This window comes from Klebsiella sp. HN106 (assembly GCF_051209435.1).
Lineage (GTDB): Bacteria > Pseudomonadota > Gammaproteobacteria > Enterobacterales > Enterobacteriaceae > Klebsiella > Klebsiella oxytoca.
The window spans coordinates 420,375-436,060 of sequence record NZ_JBLURD010000002.1 but is presented as its reverse complement, the minus strand read 5'-3'; the positions used below and the strand labels follow the sequence as shown (position 1 = coordinate 436,060).

The following is a 15,686-nucleotide window of genomic DNA, read 5'->3' as shown; positions in this document are numbered from 1 at the left end:
GCGACGAGTTTCCCGCTGAAGGAGGCTCGCTACCGACGGGGAAACCGCGTCGGCAAAGAGGCCGCAGCGATAGCGCTGCGGCCTCTTTTTGTCATCTGCACGGATTTTGCTTAAAAAGATGCAACTAACTGTTACCGCGTTGGGTTTTATTATTGGCGAGCAAAATGAGTGGCAGGAAAGACCGCTGCGCTACAAATATAACGCCGCGGTCGCAACAGGAATTACTTCACTTCCATACCTTTGGCCTGCAGGTCGGCATGATAGGACGAACGAACAAAGGGTCCGCAGGCGGCGTGGGTAAAGCCCATTGCCATCGCTTCGGCTTTCATCTCTTCGAATTCATCCGGGCTCACGTAGCGCTGTACCGGCAGGTGGTGGCGGCTCGGCTGCAGATACTGGCCTAAAGTCAGCATCGTCACGCCGTGGCGGCGCAGATCGCGCATGACTTCAATGATTTCAGCATTCGTTTCGCCTAAACCCACCATCAGTCCCGATTTCGTCGGGATCTCCGGGTGCGCTTCTTTAAAGCGCTCCAGCAGCTTCAGGGACCAGTTGTAGTCGGCGCCAGGGCGAACCTGACGATAGAGGCGCGGAACGTTTTCCAGGTTATGGTTAAACACGTCCGGCGGCGTGGCCTGGAGGATCTCCAGCGCACGATCCATACGGCCGCGGAAGTCCGGCACCAGAGTTTCAATTTTGATCGTCGGGCTTTTTTCACGAATCGCGCTGATGCAGTCGGCAAAATGCTGAGCGCCGCCATCGCGCAGATCGTCGCGGTCCACGGAGGTTACAACCACATAGCGCAGCGCCATATCGGCGATGGTTTGCGCCAGCTTTTGCGGCTCGTTGGCGTCCGGCGTTATCGGGCGTCCGTGGGCAACATCGCAGAATGGGCAACGGCGGGTACAGATGGCGCCCAGGATCATAAAGGTCGCCGTTCCGTGGTTAAAACATTCCGCGAGGTTAGGGCAAGAGGCTTCTTCGCACACGGAGTGCAGGCCGTTCTTACGCATCGCTGCCTTGATCCCCTGGATACGGGACGAGTCAGCCGGAAGTTTGATTTTCATCCATTCCGGTTTTCTGAGCAGAGCTTCACGCTCAGTTGCCACGTTTTTCACCGGGATAAGGGCCATTTTATCGGCATCGCGGTATTTAACACCGCGTTCCATCACAATGGGTTTACTCATAGCGTGCGTGTTCCAGTTGCGAGTGACGAAGGAAAGCGAATCAATTCAAGTAAATGTTGCATTTATCAACTATTTTTGAATTAAACGCAGGCAGTATATCATTGATACGGGGCATAAAGCAGCCTGCTTGCCGGGCAAATTGTAAAATAGTTGTTGTTTTATGCTTTTCCCACACGTGCCTTATCGACTAGAAAGCCTGACGAATTGTCCCGACGATCTCTTTCAACAAGGGTTCCTGCGCGCTGAGCTTGTTATAGTGCAACGCAATATCAATTTTTTCTTCGCGCAGAGGGGCGAAGTCGATCATTTTCAAAGGCCATATTCTGTCAACCAGAGAAAACATCCCGGAAGTTATCAGCCCCAGCATATCGCTTTCGCTGACCAGCGCCGCCTGAGTTAACAGATTGTAGCTACTAAAACCGCAGCGGCGTTCGCCGAGGTGTTCCTGCAGGCGACGCAGGATGGTGGTGTAGCGCTGCCCCTCTGGCTGCAGCAGAGCGAATTCATATTGACTAAGATTATCTGCGGTTGCAGGCAAGGCGAGAGCCGGATGTCCTGCCCGGCAGAAGATGTGCACGCTGTCCTGGTAAAGCACATGGTGCGTAATCGTCTGCCCGCTGTGGGGATAGCTGTCGATAAGCAGGTCCACCTGACGCTGGTTTAGCTGACTGACTGCGTCGTTGATAGCGATATTGTGCAGCAGTATCTGGGGAAAGACGGCCCGCAGTTTTTGGGTGATAACCGGCATGATTAACGCGCCAATAGCCGGGGAAGTGGCAATCGTTATCACCCGCTCCCGCTGCGTATTGCCGGTGAGATCCAGCGCGTTGAGAAACGCCTCCATCCCCTGACTAATATGCTTATGCAGATGCGTAGCGTAGGCCGTGGGGGTCACGCCCTGTCCCTTACGAATAAATAGCGGGTCAGGGAAGAGCGCGCGCAGCTTGTTGATTGACTGGCTTATCGCCGACGGCGTGATATTGAGTACCTTTGCCGCGTTAACGATGCCTTTATGGACGTAAACCGCTTCAAAAATAGTGAGTAAATTGAGGTCTATCGTACGCAGAATGCGAAACATCTGCCGACCGTGGCGATCGTCAAGCCGATCGCCTGATTCTGCCTGAGAGTTATTGTCGTCCACTCTTTATTTCCGCTAGTGATAATTAGCACCATTATAGCGGTCACATTTATTTTATTAGTGATGATAGATTGCAAATAAAAGGCTTAATCCGGCCCGAGGAAAAACGAGACGTCCCGCGGCAACGGGACGTGATGGCTAACGGGATAAAATGTATTCCGAGGGCGGATCGTTCAGGAGCGCCAGCAGATGAGCGACCAGACGTGGCGATACGTTTTCCGGCTGGGCATCTGGCTGCCACTGACGCATCTGCGTCATCTCCATTCCGGCATAGCCGCAGGGGTTAATTCTCAGGAACGGCGACAGATCCATGTTGATATTTAGCGCCAGGCCGTGGAATGAGCAACCTCTACGAATGCGCAGACCCAGAGAGCAGATTTTCCGATCGCCCACGTAGACGCCGGGAGCATCGGCGCGCGGGTGTGATTCGATGTCATATTCCGCCAGGGTGTTCACGACGGTTTGCTCCAGAAGCGTGACCAGCTCGCGCACCCCCAGCTTACGGCGTTTCAGGTTCAGCAGAACGTACATCACCTGCTGGCCGGGACCGTGATAGGTGACCTGCCCCCCGCGATCGCTCTGAATCACCGGGATTTCGCCGGGAACGAGAACATGTTCGGCTTTGCCTGCCTGCCCCTGAGTGAATACGGGATGGTGCTCTACCAGCCAGATTTCATCCAGCGTAGTCTCGTCGCGGGTGTCGGTAAACTCGTGCATTGCCTGCGAGACAGGTTCGTAAGGTTGCAGGCCGAGCTGGCGGATGAGAATTTTATTGTGCTGCAAAACAACGTCTCCGCAGAGAGAGAATGATTTGAGTGGGGAAGTATATCACAGCGAGAAAGCGAGAATGACCCGGCGTGGACGCCGGGTCAGGGGAAGAGATTTACAGCACCATCCGAACGATTTCAATATTGCCCAGCTCTTCGTAGAGGGTTTCTACCTGCTCAATATGGGTTGCATTGATGGTAATAGAGACAGAGTGGTAGTTGCCTTTGCTGCTGGGTTTTACCGTCGGAGAGTAATCACCTGGTGCATGGCGCTGTACCACTTCAACCACCTGGTCAACCAGCTCCGGCAACGCCTGTCCCATTACTTTGTAAGTAAATGGGGTAGGGAATTCAAGCAGTTCGTTAAGTTTGGTTTTCATGTCAGCTCCGGTGTTACAACAAAAAATAATAACTCCCACGACGTGTGGGAGTTATCAGGATATCTAGTATATGGGGATGTAAATCACACTTTCAAGCGTTCGGTTTTTAACCAAACCAGTGATGGAACATTAATTTAATGTAATCAATGATTTTACCGAAGAAATTGCCTTCCGGGATTTCCTGCAGGACCACCAGCGGACGCTGATCGATGGTTTTGCCATCAAGCTGGAAGTTAATGGTGCCCACAACCTGGTTTTTCTGCAGCGGCGCGTGCAGCTCGGCATTATTCAGCACGTAGCTGGCTTTCAGATCTTTCATCCGACCGCGAGGAATCGTCAGATAAACGTCTTTATCCACGCCGAGAGAGGCGCGATCGCTATCGCCGAACCAGGCAGGTTCAGAGGCGAATTCTTTACCGGCTTTAATCGGGTTAACGGTTTCAAAGAAGCGAAAGCCCCAGGTCAGCAGCTTTTTGCTTTCGGACTCGCGTCCTTTATAGGTACGACCGCCCATCACGGCGGAGATGAGGCGCATCTGGCCTTCAGTTGCCGATGCCACGAGGTTGTAGCCCGCTTTATCCGTGTGGCCGGTTTTAATGCCGTCGACGTTGAGGCTGTTATCCCACAGCAGGCCGTTGCGGTTGAGCTGACGAATACCGTTGAAGGTAAATTCTTTCTCTTTGTAGATGGTGTATTCGTTTGGAACATCGCGAATCAGCGCCTGGCCAATCAGCGCCATGTCGCGCGCTGAGCTGAACTGACCATCGGCATCCAGGCCGTGAACGGTCTGGAAATGGGTGTTCTTCAGGCCCAGCGCGTTAACGTAGTTGTTCATCAGGCTGACGAAGGCGTCCTGGCTACCGGCGACGTAGTCGGCCATCGCCACGCAGGCATCGTTGCCCGACTGCAGGTTGATACCGCGGATCAGCTGGGATACCGGCACCTGCATACCCGGTTTGAGGAACATCAGCGAAGAACCTTTGAACACCGGATTACCGGTTGCCCACGCGTCGTTGCCTACGGTGACCAGGTCGGACTCTTTAAATTTGCCCGCTTTCATGGCCTGACCAATGACATAGCTGGTCATCATTTTAGTCAGGCTTGCCGGGTCGCGACGGGAGTCAGCGTTGTTTTCCGCCAGCACTTTGCCTGAGTTGTAATCGATAAGAATCCAGGATTCGGCGTCAATCTGCGGGGCGCCTGGGATCATAGTTTTGATATTCAGGTCATCGGCGCGGGCAGCGGAGGACAGCGCTGCCACGGAGAGCGCCGTAACGAGTAAACGAGCGGTAAAAGAGGTCTTCATGGTCTGAACAACGGCATCCGTGATGGAGTTAAAAAAGTGCCTTACTATAACAAATGCACTACGAACCAGCATCCGACATTGCGTACGACTTTGTTAATGACTTTGTCATACGCAATGAACCGGGGCGGCTGGACCAATGCCTTTAGTTGGCGCGAGTAATAAATGATTGCAGCTGAGCTTCGCTTTGCAGGCGCTGTTGGATCGTGCTAGCCTCCGCTTTGCTGCTGAATGGGCCAAGCTGGATACGCCACACCGCGCCGTTTTGCATGACGCGGCCCGGAACGGAAAATTGCTGACTCAGACGCTGCTGGTACTGTTGCGCACGGGACTGGTCGCTGACGGCGCCGACCTGTACGACGAAATCGCCGTTGGCGCTTGCCGCTGCGGCTGGCGTCACTGCTGCGGTCGCGACGGCGGCGGGCGCTACGCTTCCCTGAACAGAACCCGGCGCGGTAACCGGCGCGGTTTGCACCACGGGCTCGCTGCCTTCCAGCACACCGTTATTCAGCGGCGTCGGCGCGCCGAGAAAACCGCCGCTGTTGACCGGTGCGCCGGTGCTATCTTCCGGCTTCAGCGTTGCGTTGCTGATGGCGTGCACGTCAGTTGGCGCGGGTTGCCCCATCGCCGCGCTGCCGTCGCCGTCAAGATTCGGGCGCGCCGGCAGGGCGTAGGTCTGTTTGGCTACCGTCGTACAGGCCATGCCCGGCCCGGAAAGCGAGCCGTCCGGTGCGACGATGATAGGGTCGATACGTACTTTGGTATTATTTGATGTATTCAGACGATCGGCTGAGGCGCGCGACAGTGAGATCACGCGATCGTTACCGTAAGGCCCGCGATCGTTGATGCGCACGACGATCATGCGGCCGTTCGCCAGGTTGGTGATCCGCGCGTAGCTTGGGATCGGCAGCGTAGGATGGGCAGCGGTGAGCTGCGTAGGATCGAACGCTTCTCCCGATGCGGTCAGATTGCTGTTGGGCTCGGCGTCGTAGATAGCGGCGAAACCGGCCTGGGTAAAGTTGGACGGATCCTGAACGATTTTGTAGCTTTTGCCGTCGCGTTCATAATCCTGATTCGCCGTGGCGTTAGGCGTTTCGTACTGCGGATCGGCGCCGCTAATCTCCACCGTTGGGCCATTGCAAACGGCCGGCTGTGGAGTGCTGACCGTTTTCTGTTGAACGTCTTCACCCGAACATGCCGCCAGCAGCCCTGCTGCTATGCAGATCCCCAGCCATTGCTTACGCATCGCGAACCCCTTACACGCTTTTCGACAACATTTTTCTGTGAGTATGGATCGACATGACGATACCAAACCCGGCCATCAATACGATTAGGGCAGAGCCCCCGTAGCTGACCAGCGGCAAAGGTACCCCCACCACCGGTAAAATACCACTTACCATACCAATATTTACGAAGACATAAACGAATAAAATCAACATTAAACCACCGGCCATCACTCGGCCAAAGGTGGTTTGCGCCTGGGCGGCGATCCAGAGTCCGCGCATGATAAGCAGTATATACAGCGCCAGCAGGATCAGTACGCCAATCAGCCCCAGTTCTTCCGCCAGTACCGCAAAGATAAAGTCGGTATGGCGTTCTGGCAGAAACTCCAGCTGCGACTGGGTACCGTGCAGCCAGCCTTTACCGCGCAACCCGCCGGAGCCGATAGCGATCTTTGATTGAATAATGTGGTAACCCGCGCCGAGCGGATCGGTTTCCGGGTCGAGCAGCATCATTACGCGCTGGCGCTGATAGTCATGCATCAGGAAGAACCAGAGGATTGGAATAAAGGCGGCGACCAGCACCACCGCAATACCAATCAGACGCCAGCTCAGGCCAGAGAGAAACAGGACAAACAGACCGGACAGGGCGACCAGAATCGAGGTTCCGAGGTCAGGCTGCGCGGCGACCAGCAGCGTGGGCAGGAAAATCAGCACCAGCGCAATGGCGGTATTTTTCAGCGATGGCGGACACACGTCGCGGTTGATAAAGCGCGCCACCATCAGCGGTACGGCTATTTTAGCGATTTCCGACGGCTGGAAGCGAACGATGCCGAGATCCAGCCAGCGCTGCGCCCCTTTGGAAATGGCGCCGAAGGCATCAACCGCCACCAGCAGAATAATACAGAAAATATAGAGATAGGGCGCCCAGCCTTCATAGACCCGCGGCGGGATTTGCGCCATGACGATCATAATAACAATCCCCATAGCGATCTGGCCGATTTTACGCTCCATCATGCCCATATCCTGACCGCTGGCGCTCCAGATAACCAGCGCGCTGTAGGTCAGCAGCGCCAGCAGGATAAGCAGCATGGTGGGATCGAGGTGGATTTTATCCCATAGCGATTTTTTGTTCGGATTATCAGTCATTATTGATCCTCCCCAGCCGTTACCGCCGGATTTTCAGTCGGCAGATTGGTGTTGTTATCGCCCAGCATTATATGATCGAGAATCTGACGCATAATGGTACCGACTGCCGGACCTGCGCCGCCGTTCTCAAGAATAATGGCTACGGCAACCTGGGGGTTGTTGTAAGGGGCAAACGCCGTCATCAGTTTATGGTCACGCAGGCGTTCGGCGATTCTGTGTGCGTTATAGGTCTCATTGGCTTTCAGGCCAAAGACCTGGGCGGTACCCGACTTGGCCGCGATTTTATAAGGTGCGCTGGCAAAGTATTTATGCGCGGTACCGTTGCCTCGGTTGGCTACGCCATACATCCCGTCTTTAGCGATTTCCCAAAAGCCAGAGTGAATGTCTCCGACCGGCGGTTCATGCGGCTGAACCCAGGGCACCGGTTTACCGTCTTCCACCGTGCTTTGCAGCAGATGCGGTACTTTAACTACTCCGTCGTTAATCAGGATCATCAGCGCCTTGTTCATCTGAATAGGCGTTGCGGTCCAGTAGCCCTGTCCGATCCCGACCGGGATGGTATCGCCCTGGTACCACGGTTTCTTGAAGCGCTTGAGCTTCCATTCGCGAGTCGGCATATTACCGGAGCGCTCTTCCGCCAGATCAACGCCGGTATAGTGGCCGTAGCCGAATTTACCCATCCACTCAGACAGGCGGTCGATACCCATATCATAGGCAACCTGATAGAAGTAGGTATCGGCGGACTCTTCCAGCGCTTTGGTGACATTCAGATGGCCGTGGCCCCACTTTTTCCAGTCACGGTAGCGTTTTTCCGAGCCGGGAAGTTGCCACCAGCCGGGGTCAAACAGGCTGGTGTTGCGGGTTATGACCCCGGCGCTGAGCGCTGAGACCGCAACGTATGGCTTAACCGTCGAAGCCGGCGGGTAAACGCCCTGGGTCGCGCGGTTGACCAGCGGCGTATTAGGATCGTTGAGGAGTCCGGAGTAATCCTTGCTGGAAATACCGTCAACGAACAGATTAGGGTCGTAGCTTGGCGTCGAAACCAGCGCGAGGATAGCGCCGGTTCGCGGGTCCGTGACGACGACCGCCGCGCGGCTGCCGGCGAGCAGGGTTTCAATATACTGCTGGAGCTTAAGGTCGAGCGTTAAATAGATATCGCGCCCGGCCTGCGGGGGCACCTCTTTGAGCTGACGAATCACGCGGCCGCGGTTGTTCACTTCAACCTCTTCATAGCCGGTTTGCCCGTGCAGGACATCTTCGTAGTAGCGCTCGATCCCCAGCTTGCCGATATCGTGCGTGGAGGCGTAATTTGCCAGCTTGCCCTCTTTATCCAGGCGATCGACGTCTTTATCGTTAATTTTAGAGACGTAGCCGATAACGTGGGTCAGAGCGGAGTTATAGGGATAGTAGCGGCGCTTATAGCCTTTAACTTCCACCCCGGGAAAGCGATACTGGTTGACCGCGAAACGGGCAACCTGCACTTCGCTGAGGTTAACTTTGACCGGAATGGAGGTAAAACGATGCGAGCGGGCGCGCTCTTTTTTAAAGTTCGCCACATCGTCATCGGTGAGATCGATAACGTCGCGCAGCGCATCCAGCGTTTGCTGAACGTTGTCGACCTTCTCCGGCATCATCTCCAGCTGGTAAATCGTGCGGTTAAGCGCCAGCGGCGTGCCGTTGCGATCGTAGATAATGCCGCGGCTCGGCGGAATCGGGACCAGTTTAATGCGGTTTTCGTTTGAACGCGTTTGATAGTCGGTATAACGCACAATCTGCACGTTATAAAGGTTGGCGATCAGTACGCCGGTAAGCAGCAAAATCCCCAAAAAAGCGACCAGCGCCCGGCGCACGAACAGCGAGGATTCAGCCGAATAGTCGCGGAAAGAATTCTGTAATTTCATTCGCTGCTTAGTCTACCCTGGTCATCATTACTCACGGTGGTAAGGGTGGTTGGTGGTAATGCTCCACGCCCGATACAGACTCTCGGCCACCAGTACGCGAACCAGCGGGTGAGGTAGGGTGAGCGTTGAGAGCGACCAACTTTGTTCCGCCGCCGCTTTGCAGGCGGGTGAAAGGCCTTCCGGACCGCCGATAAGCAGGCTGACGTCGCGGCCATCCTGTTTCCAGCGTTCCAGTTCGCGCGCCAGCTGCGGCGTATCCCACGGTTTCCCCGGAATATCCAGGGTGACGATGCGGTTTTTGCCTGCTGCCGCCAGCATCATTTCGCCCTCTTTTTCAAGAATGCGTTTGATGTCGGCGTTTTTGCCGCGTTTACCGGCGGGGATTTCCACCAGTTCGAACGGCATATCCTTTGGAAAACGGCGCAGATATTCACTAAAGCCGGTCTGAACCCAGTCCGGCATTTTGGTGCCAACGGCTACCAGGTGCAGCTTCACGCGTTAACTCCAGAGTTTTTCCAGCTCGTACAGACGACGGCTCTCTTCCTGCATGACGTGAACCATAACGTCGCCGAGATCGACCACGATCCAGTCCGCGGCGGCTTCGCCTTCAACGCCCAGCGGCAGCATCCCGGCGGCGCGAGACTCCTGCACGACGTGGTCAGCGATGGACATAACATGGCGCGTGGAAGTGCCTGTGCAGATGACCATGCAATCTGTAATGCTGGATTTGCCATGAACGTCAATGGCAACGATGTCCTGACCTTTCAGGTCATCAATTTTGTCGATAACAAAATCCTGGAGTGCTTTACCCTGCAAGAGTTCCCCCTGGGTGTGTGAAGAGTGAAAAACAATAAACAGCCTGACAGTATACCCGAACTGTTGGCAAAGTCGGGATAAATGTCGATAAACGGGCGGTGAAGGCGGCTATCATCCCATCCATCGCCGATGATTGCATCGCCATTTTTGTAAAACAATTTCTGCAAAGTTCAAATAGCGGATACAGCCTGGCTGCGGAGAATAGCAGCCTGCTTTGCACTGTCAATGGTCTGCGCGCAATTCTTCTTCCGCCAGCCAAACGGCCCGGCTATTTAGCACCCGCAGCGTGGTGAATTCAGGCTGGAGATCGATCAGGCTCCACGCGCCATGCTCGATGGGAAAGTGCCACATCGCCGAAGCCGGCATGTGCAGAAGATGAGCGATTAACAGGCTCAGAACCCCCTGGTGACCGACGATCAGCAGATGATTAAGTTCCTGATACTGAGAGAGGGTGGCAGTAAAGCGGCAAACGCGCTCGGAAAAGGCCTGAAAGCCCTCTCCGTTGGTAGGCGCCGCATGCTGCCAGTCGGCGCACCAGGCGGCGTAGTTTTCAGCATCTTCCTGCTGCAAATCGCGATGGTGGCGCATTTCCCAGTCGCCGAAGAACATTTCATTGAGCTCAGCGAAGGTATGACGGGGGATGCTCCGTTCCCCCAGCAGCAGGCTGGCCGTGCGCTGGGTGCGCTCAAGCTCACTACAAAACACGCGCTCAAACGGAACGGCATGCAGACGCTGTCCGAGCGTTTGGGCCTGTCTGATTCCACGTTCCGTTAACTCAGTGGGGGCATGCCCGCTGTAGAGGCCTGCGACGTTGGCCTCGGTTTCGCCATGCCGAACTAACCATAATTTCATGATGACCCTCTCGAAAGGCGTCTCTGAGACCGTCCTGGCTGCTAGGCTAGCAGTAAAGATTTTGCTGGTGGATATACTCAAGCACGCTTTCCGGCATCATGTCCGCGCAGGACTCGCCTGCTTCCAGACGCTGGCGAATAAGGGTTGCTGAGATATCAAACCACGGCGTTTCGGCCAGGTAGATAACGCCTGCCGGGGCGCTATGCAGCCGCTCGACGTCATGGGTGAGATGCTTGTCCAGCCACTGCTGATCCTGCTCGCACGCCATCGTCAGCGGGTAGCCGGGGCGTCGGCAGACGATCAAATGAACGTTATCAAGGATGCTGGCATAGTCGTGCCAGGAGGTAAAAGTCAGCAGCGAATCCTGGCCTATGATAAACGCCAGCGGCCGTCCCGGCCCCTGCTCCTGGCGCCACTCGCGCAGGGTCTGCGCAGAATAGGACGGCGTATCGCGCCTAAGTTCACGATCGTCGAGGATAAACAGCGGCTTATCGGCGATAGCCAGTTCCAGCATATGCCGTCGCTGGTCGCTGGTCGCTTCGGGCTGCGGGCGATGCGGCGGCACGTTGTTAGGCACAATGGTGACGCGATTGAGGCCGATTTGGTTGGCCAGAATTTCCACCGGTTTGAGGTGACCGTAATGCACCGGATCGAAGGTGCCGCCGTACATCGCCTGTAACTGAGTCATATCAACCATCAATAAAAACGTCTGCCAGCGCTTTATGGCAGAGCAACAAAGAGAGACTTTCCAGCTCGGACCAGACGGAGTGCCCGTAATCCTGCTTAAAGGTGAGCTCGGCGCGGGTCAACAACGTGACGGCCTGGCGCAGCTGGTCGGCGCTCAGGCGGGCCAGCGCGTCGCTGACCAGCTGGCGTCGGTTTTGCCACACCCGATGCTTGTCAAACAGGGTACGCAGCGGCGTATGGGCTGATTGCCGCTTCAGGTTGACCAGCAGCAGCAGTTCACGCTGTAGGGTGCGCAGCAGGATAGCCGGTTCACTGCCTTCCAGCCGCAGCTGTTGCAAAACGTGCAGGACGCGTTTGCTTTTACCCGCCAGCAGCGCATCAACCCAATGATAAGGCGTGAAATGCGCGGCGTCGTTGACTGCCTGCTCAACGCGCGGCAGGGTCAGTTTGCCGTCCGGCCACAGTAGCGCCAGGCGCTCCAGAGCCTGCGCCAGCGCCAGCAGATTGCCTTCATAGCAGTAGCACAGTAGCTGGCTGGCTGCGTCATCAAGCTGCAGATGATGCTGCTTTGCGCGCGCGGCAAGCCAGCGCGGCAGCTGGGCATATTCCGGCGTCTGACAGCTAACCTGAACGGCACGGCTGGCAAGAGCGGCGATCCACGCGGCGTTCTCCTGCGCTTTCGTCAGCTTATTGCCACGCACGATCAGCAGAAGATCGTCATGCAGCATGCTGACAAGCGTGGCGAGCTGTTCGTTGATTGCCGCATTGGGGCCGTTCTCCGGCAGGATCAGCAGCAGCGTCTGGCGGCTGGCAAACAGGCTCATCGCCTGACTGAGGGAGAAAAGGGCAGACCAGTCGGTGCTGGCATCAATGCTGGCGGTATGGTGTTCGATAAAGCCCTGGGCGGCAGCGGCTTCGCGGATGGCGTCCTGGCTTTCCTGCAACAGCAGCGGGTCGTTGCCAAGCAGCAGATAGGCCGCGCGCAGCCCTTCAGTGAGCTGCGCGCGGAGCTGTTCCGGGTACAACCGAATCATCAGTTACCCAGCGTGGTGGAGACGCGATTGCCGGAGGTGGAAGCGGCGTTCACCGGCTTCTCATCCTCTTTGGTGGCTTCGACATCCGCAACGTGTACGCTCGGCAGCTTACGGATCAGCTGTTCGGCTGCTTTGTCGTACATTTCCTGAATGATCATGTCCTGCTCGGCATCTTTCGCTAGCGCCGCCTGCGGGTTATCGAAGAACGAACGGTAGACTTTGGTCGTGATGGGATAGATATCATGACCAGGGATCAGGACGCTGGCATTCACCGTCATCACCATCTGATATTCAGCAGTACGGCCATCCTGGAAAATAGATGCCGTGTCTTTCTGAATGGACGATGACTCCAGACGCAGGGAAGGGATATCCTTGCGCAGCGTACTGGCATCAACCAGCTCGACGCCGTTCAGGCGCAGCTGATTACGGACAGCGCGACTTAATGGACCATTTGGATCGCCCGACTGGAAGATCATGGTTTTCATTGCGGTCGGAACCTGCGTAGTACTACGCAGGTGCCAGCCACAACCGGCGGTGATTAACACCGCCAGAGTTAACAACAATGTTGCCAGATATCGCACGCTTCCTCCCGCGCTTAGCCAACGACCAGATTGAGCAGTTTACCCGGAACGTAGATCACTTTACGCACGGTCACACCGTCGAGATATTTCGCGACCAGATGCTCCTGAGCCGCACGCTCGCGCACCTGCTCTTCGGTTGCATCTACCGCAACGGTAATTTTACCACGAACTTTACCATTTACCTGGACGACAACCAGCGTGGTGTCTTCAACCATAGCGCTTTCGTCCGCAACCGGCCACGGCGTGTTGTCAATATCGCCTTCGCCGCCCAGCTCCTGCCACAGGGTAAAGCTGGCGTGCGGGGTGAACGGGTTGAGCATGCGAACGACCGCCAGCAGAGCCTCACGCATCAGCGCGCGATCCTGTTCGCTTTCCTGCGGCGCTTTCGCCAGCTTGTTCATCAGCTCCATAATCGCCGCGATCGCGGTATTGAAGGTCTGACGGCGGCCGATATCATCGGTCACTTTAGCGATCGTTTTGTGTACGTCGCGGCGCAGCGCTTTTTGATCTTCGCTGAGGCTGGCAACGTCCAGCGCGGCAACTTCACCCTGCGTGGTATGCTCGTAAACCAGTTTCCAGACGCGTTTCAGGAAGCGGTTGGCCCCTTCCACGCCGGACTCCTGCCACTCCAGCGTCATGTCAGCCGGCGAGGCGAACATCATAAACAGACGCACGGTGTCGGCACCGTAACGTTGAACCATGACCTGCGGGTCGATGCCGTTGTTTTTCGACTTGGACATCTTGCTCATGCCGGTATAGACCAGTTCATGGCCTTCAGCATCTCTCGCTTTCGCGATGCGGCCTTTCTCATCGCGCTCAACGATCGCATCAACCGGAGAGACCCAGTTACGCTCGCCGTTCGCGCCAACGTAGTAGAAGGCATCCGCCAGCACCATGCCCTGGCAAAGCAGCTGTTTTGCCGGTTCGTCAGAGTTAACCATGCCCGCGTCGCGCATCAGCTTGTGGAAGAAGCGGAAGTACAGCAGGTGCATGATGGCGTGTTCGATACCGCCGATATAAATATCCACCGGCAGCCAGTAGTTCGCCGCTTCCGGGTCCAGCATGCCCTGGTCGTACTGCGGGCAGGTATAGCGCGCGTAGTACCAGGAGGATTCCATGAAGGTATCAAAGGTATCGGTTTCACGCAGCGCCGGCTGGCCGTTTACGGTGGTTTTCGCCCACTCAGGATCGGCTTTAATGGGGCTGGTGATGCCGTCCATGACCACATCTTCCGGCAGAATTACCGGCAGCTGATCTTCCGGAGTCGGCATTACGGTACCGTCTTCCAGCGTCACCATTGGAATCGGCGCACCCCAGTAGCGCTGACGGGAAACGCCCCAGTCGCGCAGGCGGTAGTTCACTTTACGTTCGCCGACGCCAAGTGAAGCCAGCTTATCGGCGATGGCGTTAAAGCCAGCTTCGTGATCCAGACCATCGAATTCGCCAGAGTTGAACAGCACGCCTTTTTCGGTCAGCGCCTGTTCGGAGAGATCCGGTTCGGAACCGTCGGCGGCCAGAATGACCGGCTTGATCTCCAGACCGTATTTACTGGCAAACTCGTAGTCGCGCTGATCGTGACCCGGAACGGCCATTACCGCGCCGGTGCCGTACTCCATCAGGACAAAGTTTGCCGCCCAGACCGGGATGGCTTCACCGGTCAGTGGATGAATCGCTTTATAACCGGTATCGACGCCTTTTTTCTCCATAGTTGCCATTTCGGCTTCGGCAACTTTGGTATTGCGGCATTCGTCGATAAACGTCGCCAGCGCGGGGTTATTGGCTGCTGCCTGCTGCGCCAGCGGGTGACCCGCCGCCACGGCCAGATAGGTGCAGCCCATAAAGGTGTCCGGGCGGGTGGTGTAGACGGTCAGCTTGTCGGCGTAGTCGTTAACGTCGAAGGAGATTTCGACGCCTTCGGAGCGGCCAATCCAGTTACGCTGCATGGTCTTCACGGTATCCGGCCAGTGATCCAGGTTGTCCAGATCGTTCAGCAGCTCGTCAGCGTAGGCGGTGATTTTAATAAACCACTGCGGGATCTCTTTACGCTCAACTTTGGTATCGCAGCGCCAGCAGCAGCCGTCGATAACCTGCTCGTTTGCCAGAACGGTCTGGTCGTTCGGGCACCAGTTCACCGCGGAGGTTTTTTTGTAGACCAGGCCTTTTTTATACAGCTCGGTGAAGAACTTCTGCTCCCAGCGGTAGTATTCCGGGGTGCAGGTCGCCACTTCGCGGCTCCAGTCATAGCCAAAGCCCAGCTTTTTCAGCTGATTCTTCATGTAGGCGATATTGTCGTAGGTCCACGGTGCCGGAGCTGTGTTGTTTTTCACCGCCGCGCCTTCCGCAGGCAGGCCAAACGCATCCCAGCCGATAGGCTGCAGCACGTTCTTGCCTAACATGCGCTGGTAACGGGAAATCACGTCGCCAATGGTGTAGTTGCGCACGTGGCCCATGTGTAGTCGACCAGAAGGATAGGGAAGCATCGACAGGCAGTAATACTTCTCTTTACTCTCGTCTTCGGTAACTTCAAAGGTACGCTTCTCGTCCCAGTGTTGCTGGACTTTTGATTCTATCTCTTCCGGGCGGTATTGCTCTTGCATGGCAGCCAGTGGTCCTGTTTTCAATACAGCTACAAAATGTAGCCAATGGATGTGTTATTTCAGATCGGCATAGC

The 15,686-nt window shown here is 56.0% G+C and carries 15 protein-coding genes; all 15 read right to left on the bottom strand.

The features are described from left to right. Positions 1–221: 221 nt before the first annotated feature. The 15 genes from lipA to leuS all read right to left on the bottom strand — a co-directional run bounded on the left by lipA (position 222) and on the right by leuS (position 15,612). Positions 222–1,187 (bottom strand): lipoyl synthase, encoded by a 966-nt coding sequence (lipA, locus tag ACSIPU_RS08725; protein ID WP_004100150.1) that lies wholly within the window; start codon positions 1,185–1,187, stop codon positions 222–224. Between the two features lie 187 nt (positions 1,188–1,374). Continuing rightward, entirely contained in the window at positions 1,375–2,328 is a 954-nt protein-coding gene (locus ACSIPU_RS08720; protein WP_004100151.1) for a YbeF family transcriptional regulator, read from the bottom strand. A 135-nt stretch (positions 2,329–2,463) separates the two neighbouring features. After that, the gene (gene lipB / locus ACSIPU_RS08715; RefSeq protein ID WP_004100152.1) at positions 2,464–3,108 is read right to left on the bottom strand and encodes a lipoyl(octanoyl) transferase LipB; all 645 of its coding nucleotides are present in this window, start codon (positions 3,106–3,108) and stop codon (positions 2,464–2,466) included. 100 nt (positions 3,109–3,208) lie between these two features. After that, positions 3,209–3,472 carry a DUF493 family protein YbeD gene (gene ybeD, locus ACSIPU_RS08710; RefSeq protein WP_004100153.1) on the bottom strand — a complete coding sequence of 88 codons (264 nt, stop codon included), beginning with the start codon at positions 3,470–3,472 and terminating at the stop codon, positions 3,209–3,211. A 106-nt stretch (positions 3,473–3,578) separates the two neighbouring features. Then, positions 3,579–4,778, bottom strand: a complete 1,200-nt coding sequence (gene dacA, locus ACSIPU_RS08705; RefSeq protein WP_004100154.1) for a D-alanyl-D-alanine carboxypeptidase DacA — start codon at positions 4,776–4,778, stop codon at positions 3,579–3,581. Positions 4,779–4,920: 142 nt separating this feature from the next. Further along, positions 4,921–6,021: an endolytic peptidoglycan transglycosylase RlpA gene (gene rlpA, locus ACSIPU_RS08700; RefSeq protein WP_004100155.1), complete on the bottom strand. Its 1,101-nt coding sequence runs from the start codon at positions 6,019–6,021 to the stop codon at positions 4,921–4,923. A 10-nt stretch (positions 6,022–6,031) separates the two neighbouring features. Then, positions 6,032–7,144 carry a peptidoglycan glycosyltransferase MrdB gene (gene mrdB, locus ACSIPU_RS08695; RefSeq protein ID WP_004100156.1) on the bottom strand — a complete coding sequence of 371 codons (1,113 nt, stop codon included), beginning with the start codon at positions 7,142–7,144 and terminating at the stop codon, positions 6,032–6,034. Further along, positions 7,144–9,045: a peptidoglycan DD-transpeptidase MrdA gene (gene mrdA, locus ACSIPU_RS08690; protein ID WP_004100158.1), complete on the bottom strand. Its 1,902-nt coding sequence runs from the start codon at positions 9,043–9,045 to the stop codon at positions 7,144–7,146. Before mrdA ends, mrdB begins: the two co-directional genes overlap by 1 nt. A 27-nt stretch (positions 9,046–9,072) precedes the next feature. Further along, on the bottom strand, positions 9,073–9,540 hold the full coding sequence (gene rlmH, locus ACSIPU_RS08685; RefSeq protein ID WP_004100160.1) for a 23S rRNA (pseudouridine(1915)-N(3))-methyltransferase RlmH: 468 nt from the start codon (positions 9,538–9,540) through the stop codon (positions 9,073–9,075). A 3-nt stretch (positions 9,541–9,543) separates the two neighbouring features. Then, complete coding sequence (gene rsfS / locus ACSIPU_RS08680; protein WP_004100162.1) at positions 9,544–9,861, bottom strand: ribosome silencing factor; 318 nt, start codon at positions 9,859–9,861, stop codon at positions 9,544–9,546. A 222-nt stretch (positions 9,862–10,083) separates the two neighbouring features. Continuing rightward, complete coding sequence (locus ACSIPU_RS08675; protein ID WP_023320562.1) at positions 10,084–10,713, bottom strand: adenosylcobalamin/alpha-ribazole phosphatase; 630 nt, start codon at positions 10,711–10,713, stop codon at positions 10,084–10,086. A gap of 46 nt (positions 10,714–10,759) precedes the next feature. Further along, a complete protein-coding gene (gene nadD, locus ACSIPU_RS08670; protein WP_064355363.1) occupies positions 10,760–11,410 on the bottom strand; it encodes a nicotinate-nucleotide adenylyltransferase in 651 nt (216 codons plus the stop codon). After that, positions 11,403–12,434 carry a DNA polymerase III subunit delta gene (holA, locus tag ACSIPU_RS08665; RefSeq protein ID WP_049593400.1) on the bottom strand — a complete coding sequence of 344 codons (1,032 nt, stop codon included), beginning with the start codon at positions 12,432–12,434 and terminating at the stop codon, positions 11,403–11,405. Before holA ends, nadD begins: the two co-directional genes overlap by 8 nt. Continuing rightward, positions 12,434–13,015, bottom strand: coding sequence for an LPS assembly lipoprotein LptE (lptE, locus tag ACSIPU_RS08660; protein WP_004100169.1), 582 nt, complete (start codon positions 13,013–13,015; stop codon positions 12,434–12,436). Before lptE ends, holA begins: the two co-directional genes overlap by 1 nt. Before the next feature lie 14 nt (positions 13,016–13,029). Then, positions 13,030–15,612: a leucine--tRNA ligase gene (gene leuS / locus ACSIPU_RS08655; protein ID WP_004111380.1), complete on the bottom strand. Its 2,583-nt coding sequence runs from the start codon at positions 15,610–15,612 to the stop codon at positions 13,030–13,032. Positions 15,613–15,686: the final 74 nt, after the last annotated feature.

What these genes read in the sequence shown, in the direction of transcription:
- lipA (WP_004100150.1), bottom strand. Translation starts at nt 1,187, where the DNA reads ATGAGTAAACCCATTGTGATGGAACGCGGTGTTAAATACCGCGATGCC.
- ybeD (WP_004100153.1), bottom strand. Translation starts at nt 3,472, where the DNA reads ATGAAAACCAAACTTAACGAACTGCTTGAATTCCCTACCCCATTTACT.
- dacA (WP_004100154.1), bottom strand. Translation starts at nt 4,778, where the DNA reads ATGAAGACCTCTTTTACCGCTCGTTTACTCGTTACGGCGCTCTCCGTG.
- rlpA (WP_004100155.1), bottom strand. Translation starts at nt 6,021, where the DNA reads ATGCGTAAGCAATGGCTGGGGATCTGCATAGCAGCAGGGCTGCTGGCG.
- mrdB (WP_004100156.1), bottom strand. Translation starts at nt 7,144, where the DNA reads ATGACTGATAATCCGAACAAAAAATCGCTATGGGATAAAATCCACCTC.
- mrdA (WP_004100158.1), bottom strand. Translation starts at nt 9,045, where the DNA reads ATGAAATTACAGAATTCTTTCCGCGACTATTCGGCTGAATCCTCGCTG.
- ACSIPU_RS08675 (WP_023320562.1), bottom strand. Translation starts at nt 10,713, where the DNA reads ATGAAATTATGGTTAGTTCGGCATGGCGAAACCGAGGCCAACGTCGCA.
- nadD (WP_064355363.1), bottom strand. Translation starts at nt 11,410, where the DNA reads ATGGTTGATATGACTCAGTTACAGGCGATGTACGGCGGCACCTTCGAT.
- holA (WP_049593400.1), bottom strand. Translation starts at nt 12,434, where the DNA reads ATGATTCGGTTGTACCCGGAACAGCTCCGCGCGCAGCTCACTGAAGGG.
- leuS (WP_004111380.1), bottom strand. Translation starts at nt 15,612, where the DNA reads ATGCAAGAGCAATACCGCCCGGAAGAGATAGAATCAAAAGTCCAGCAA.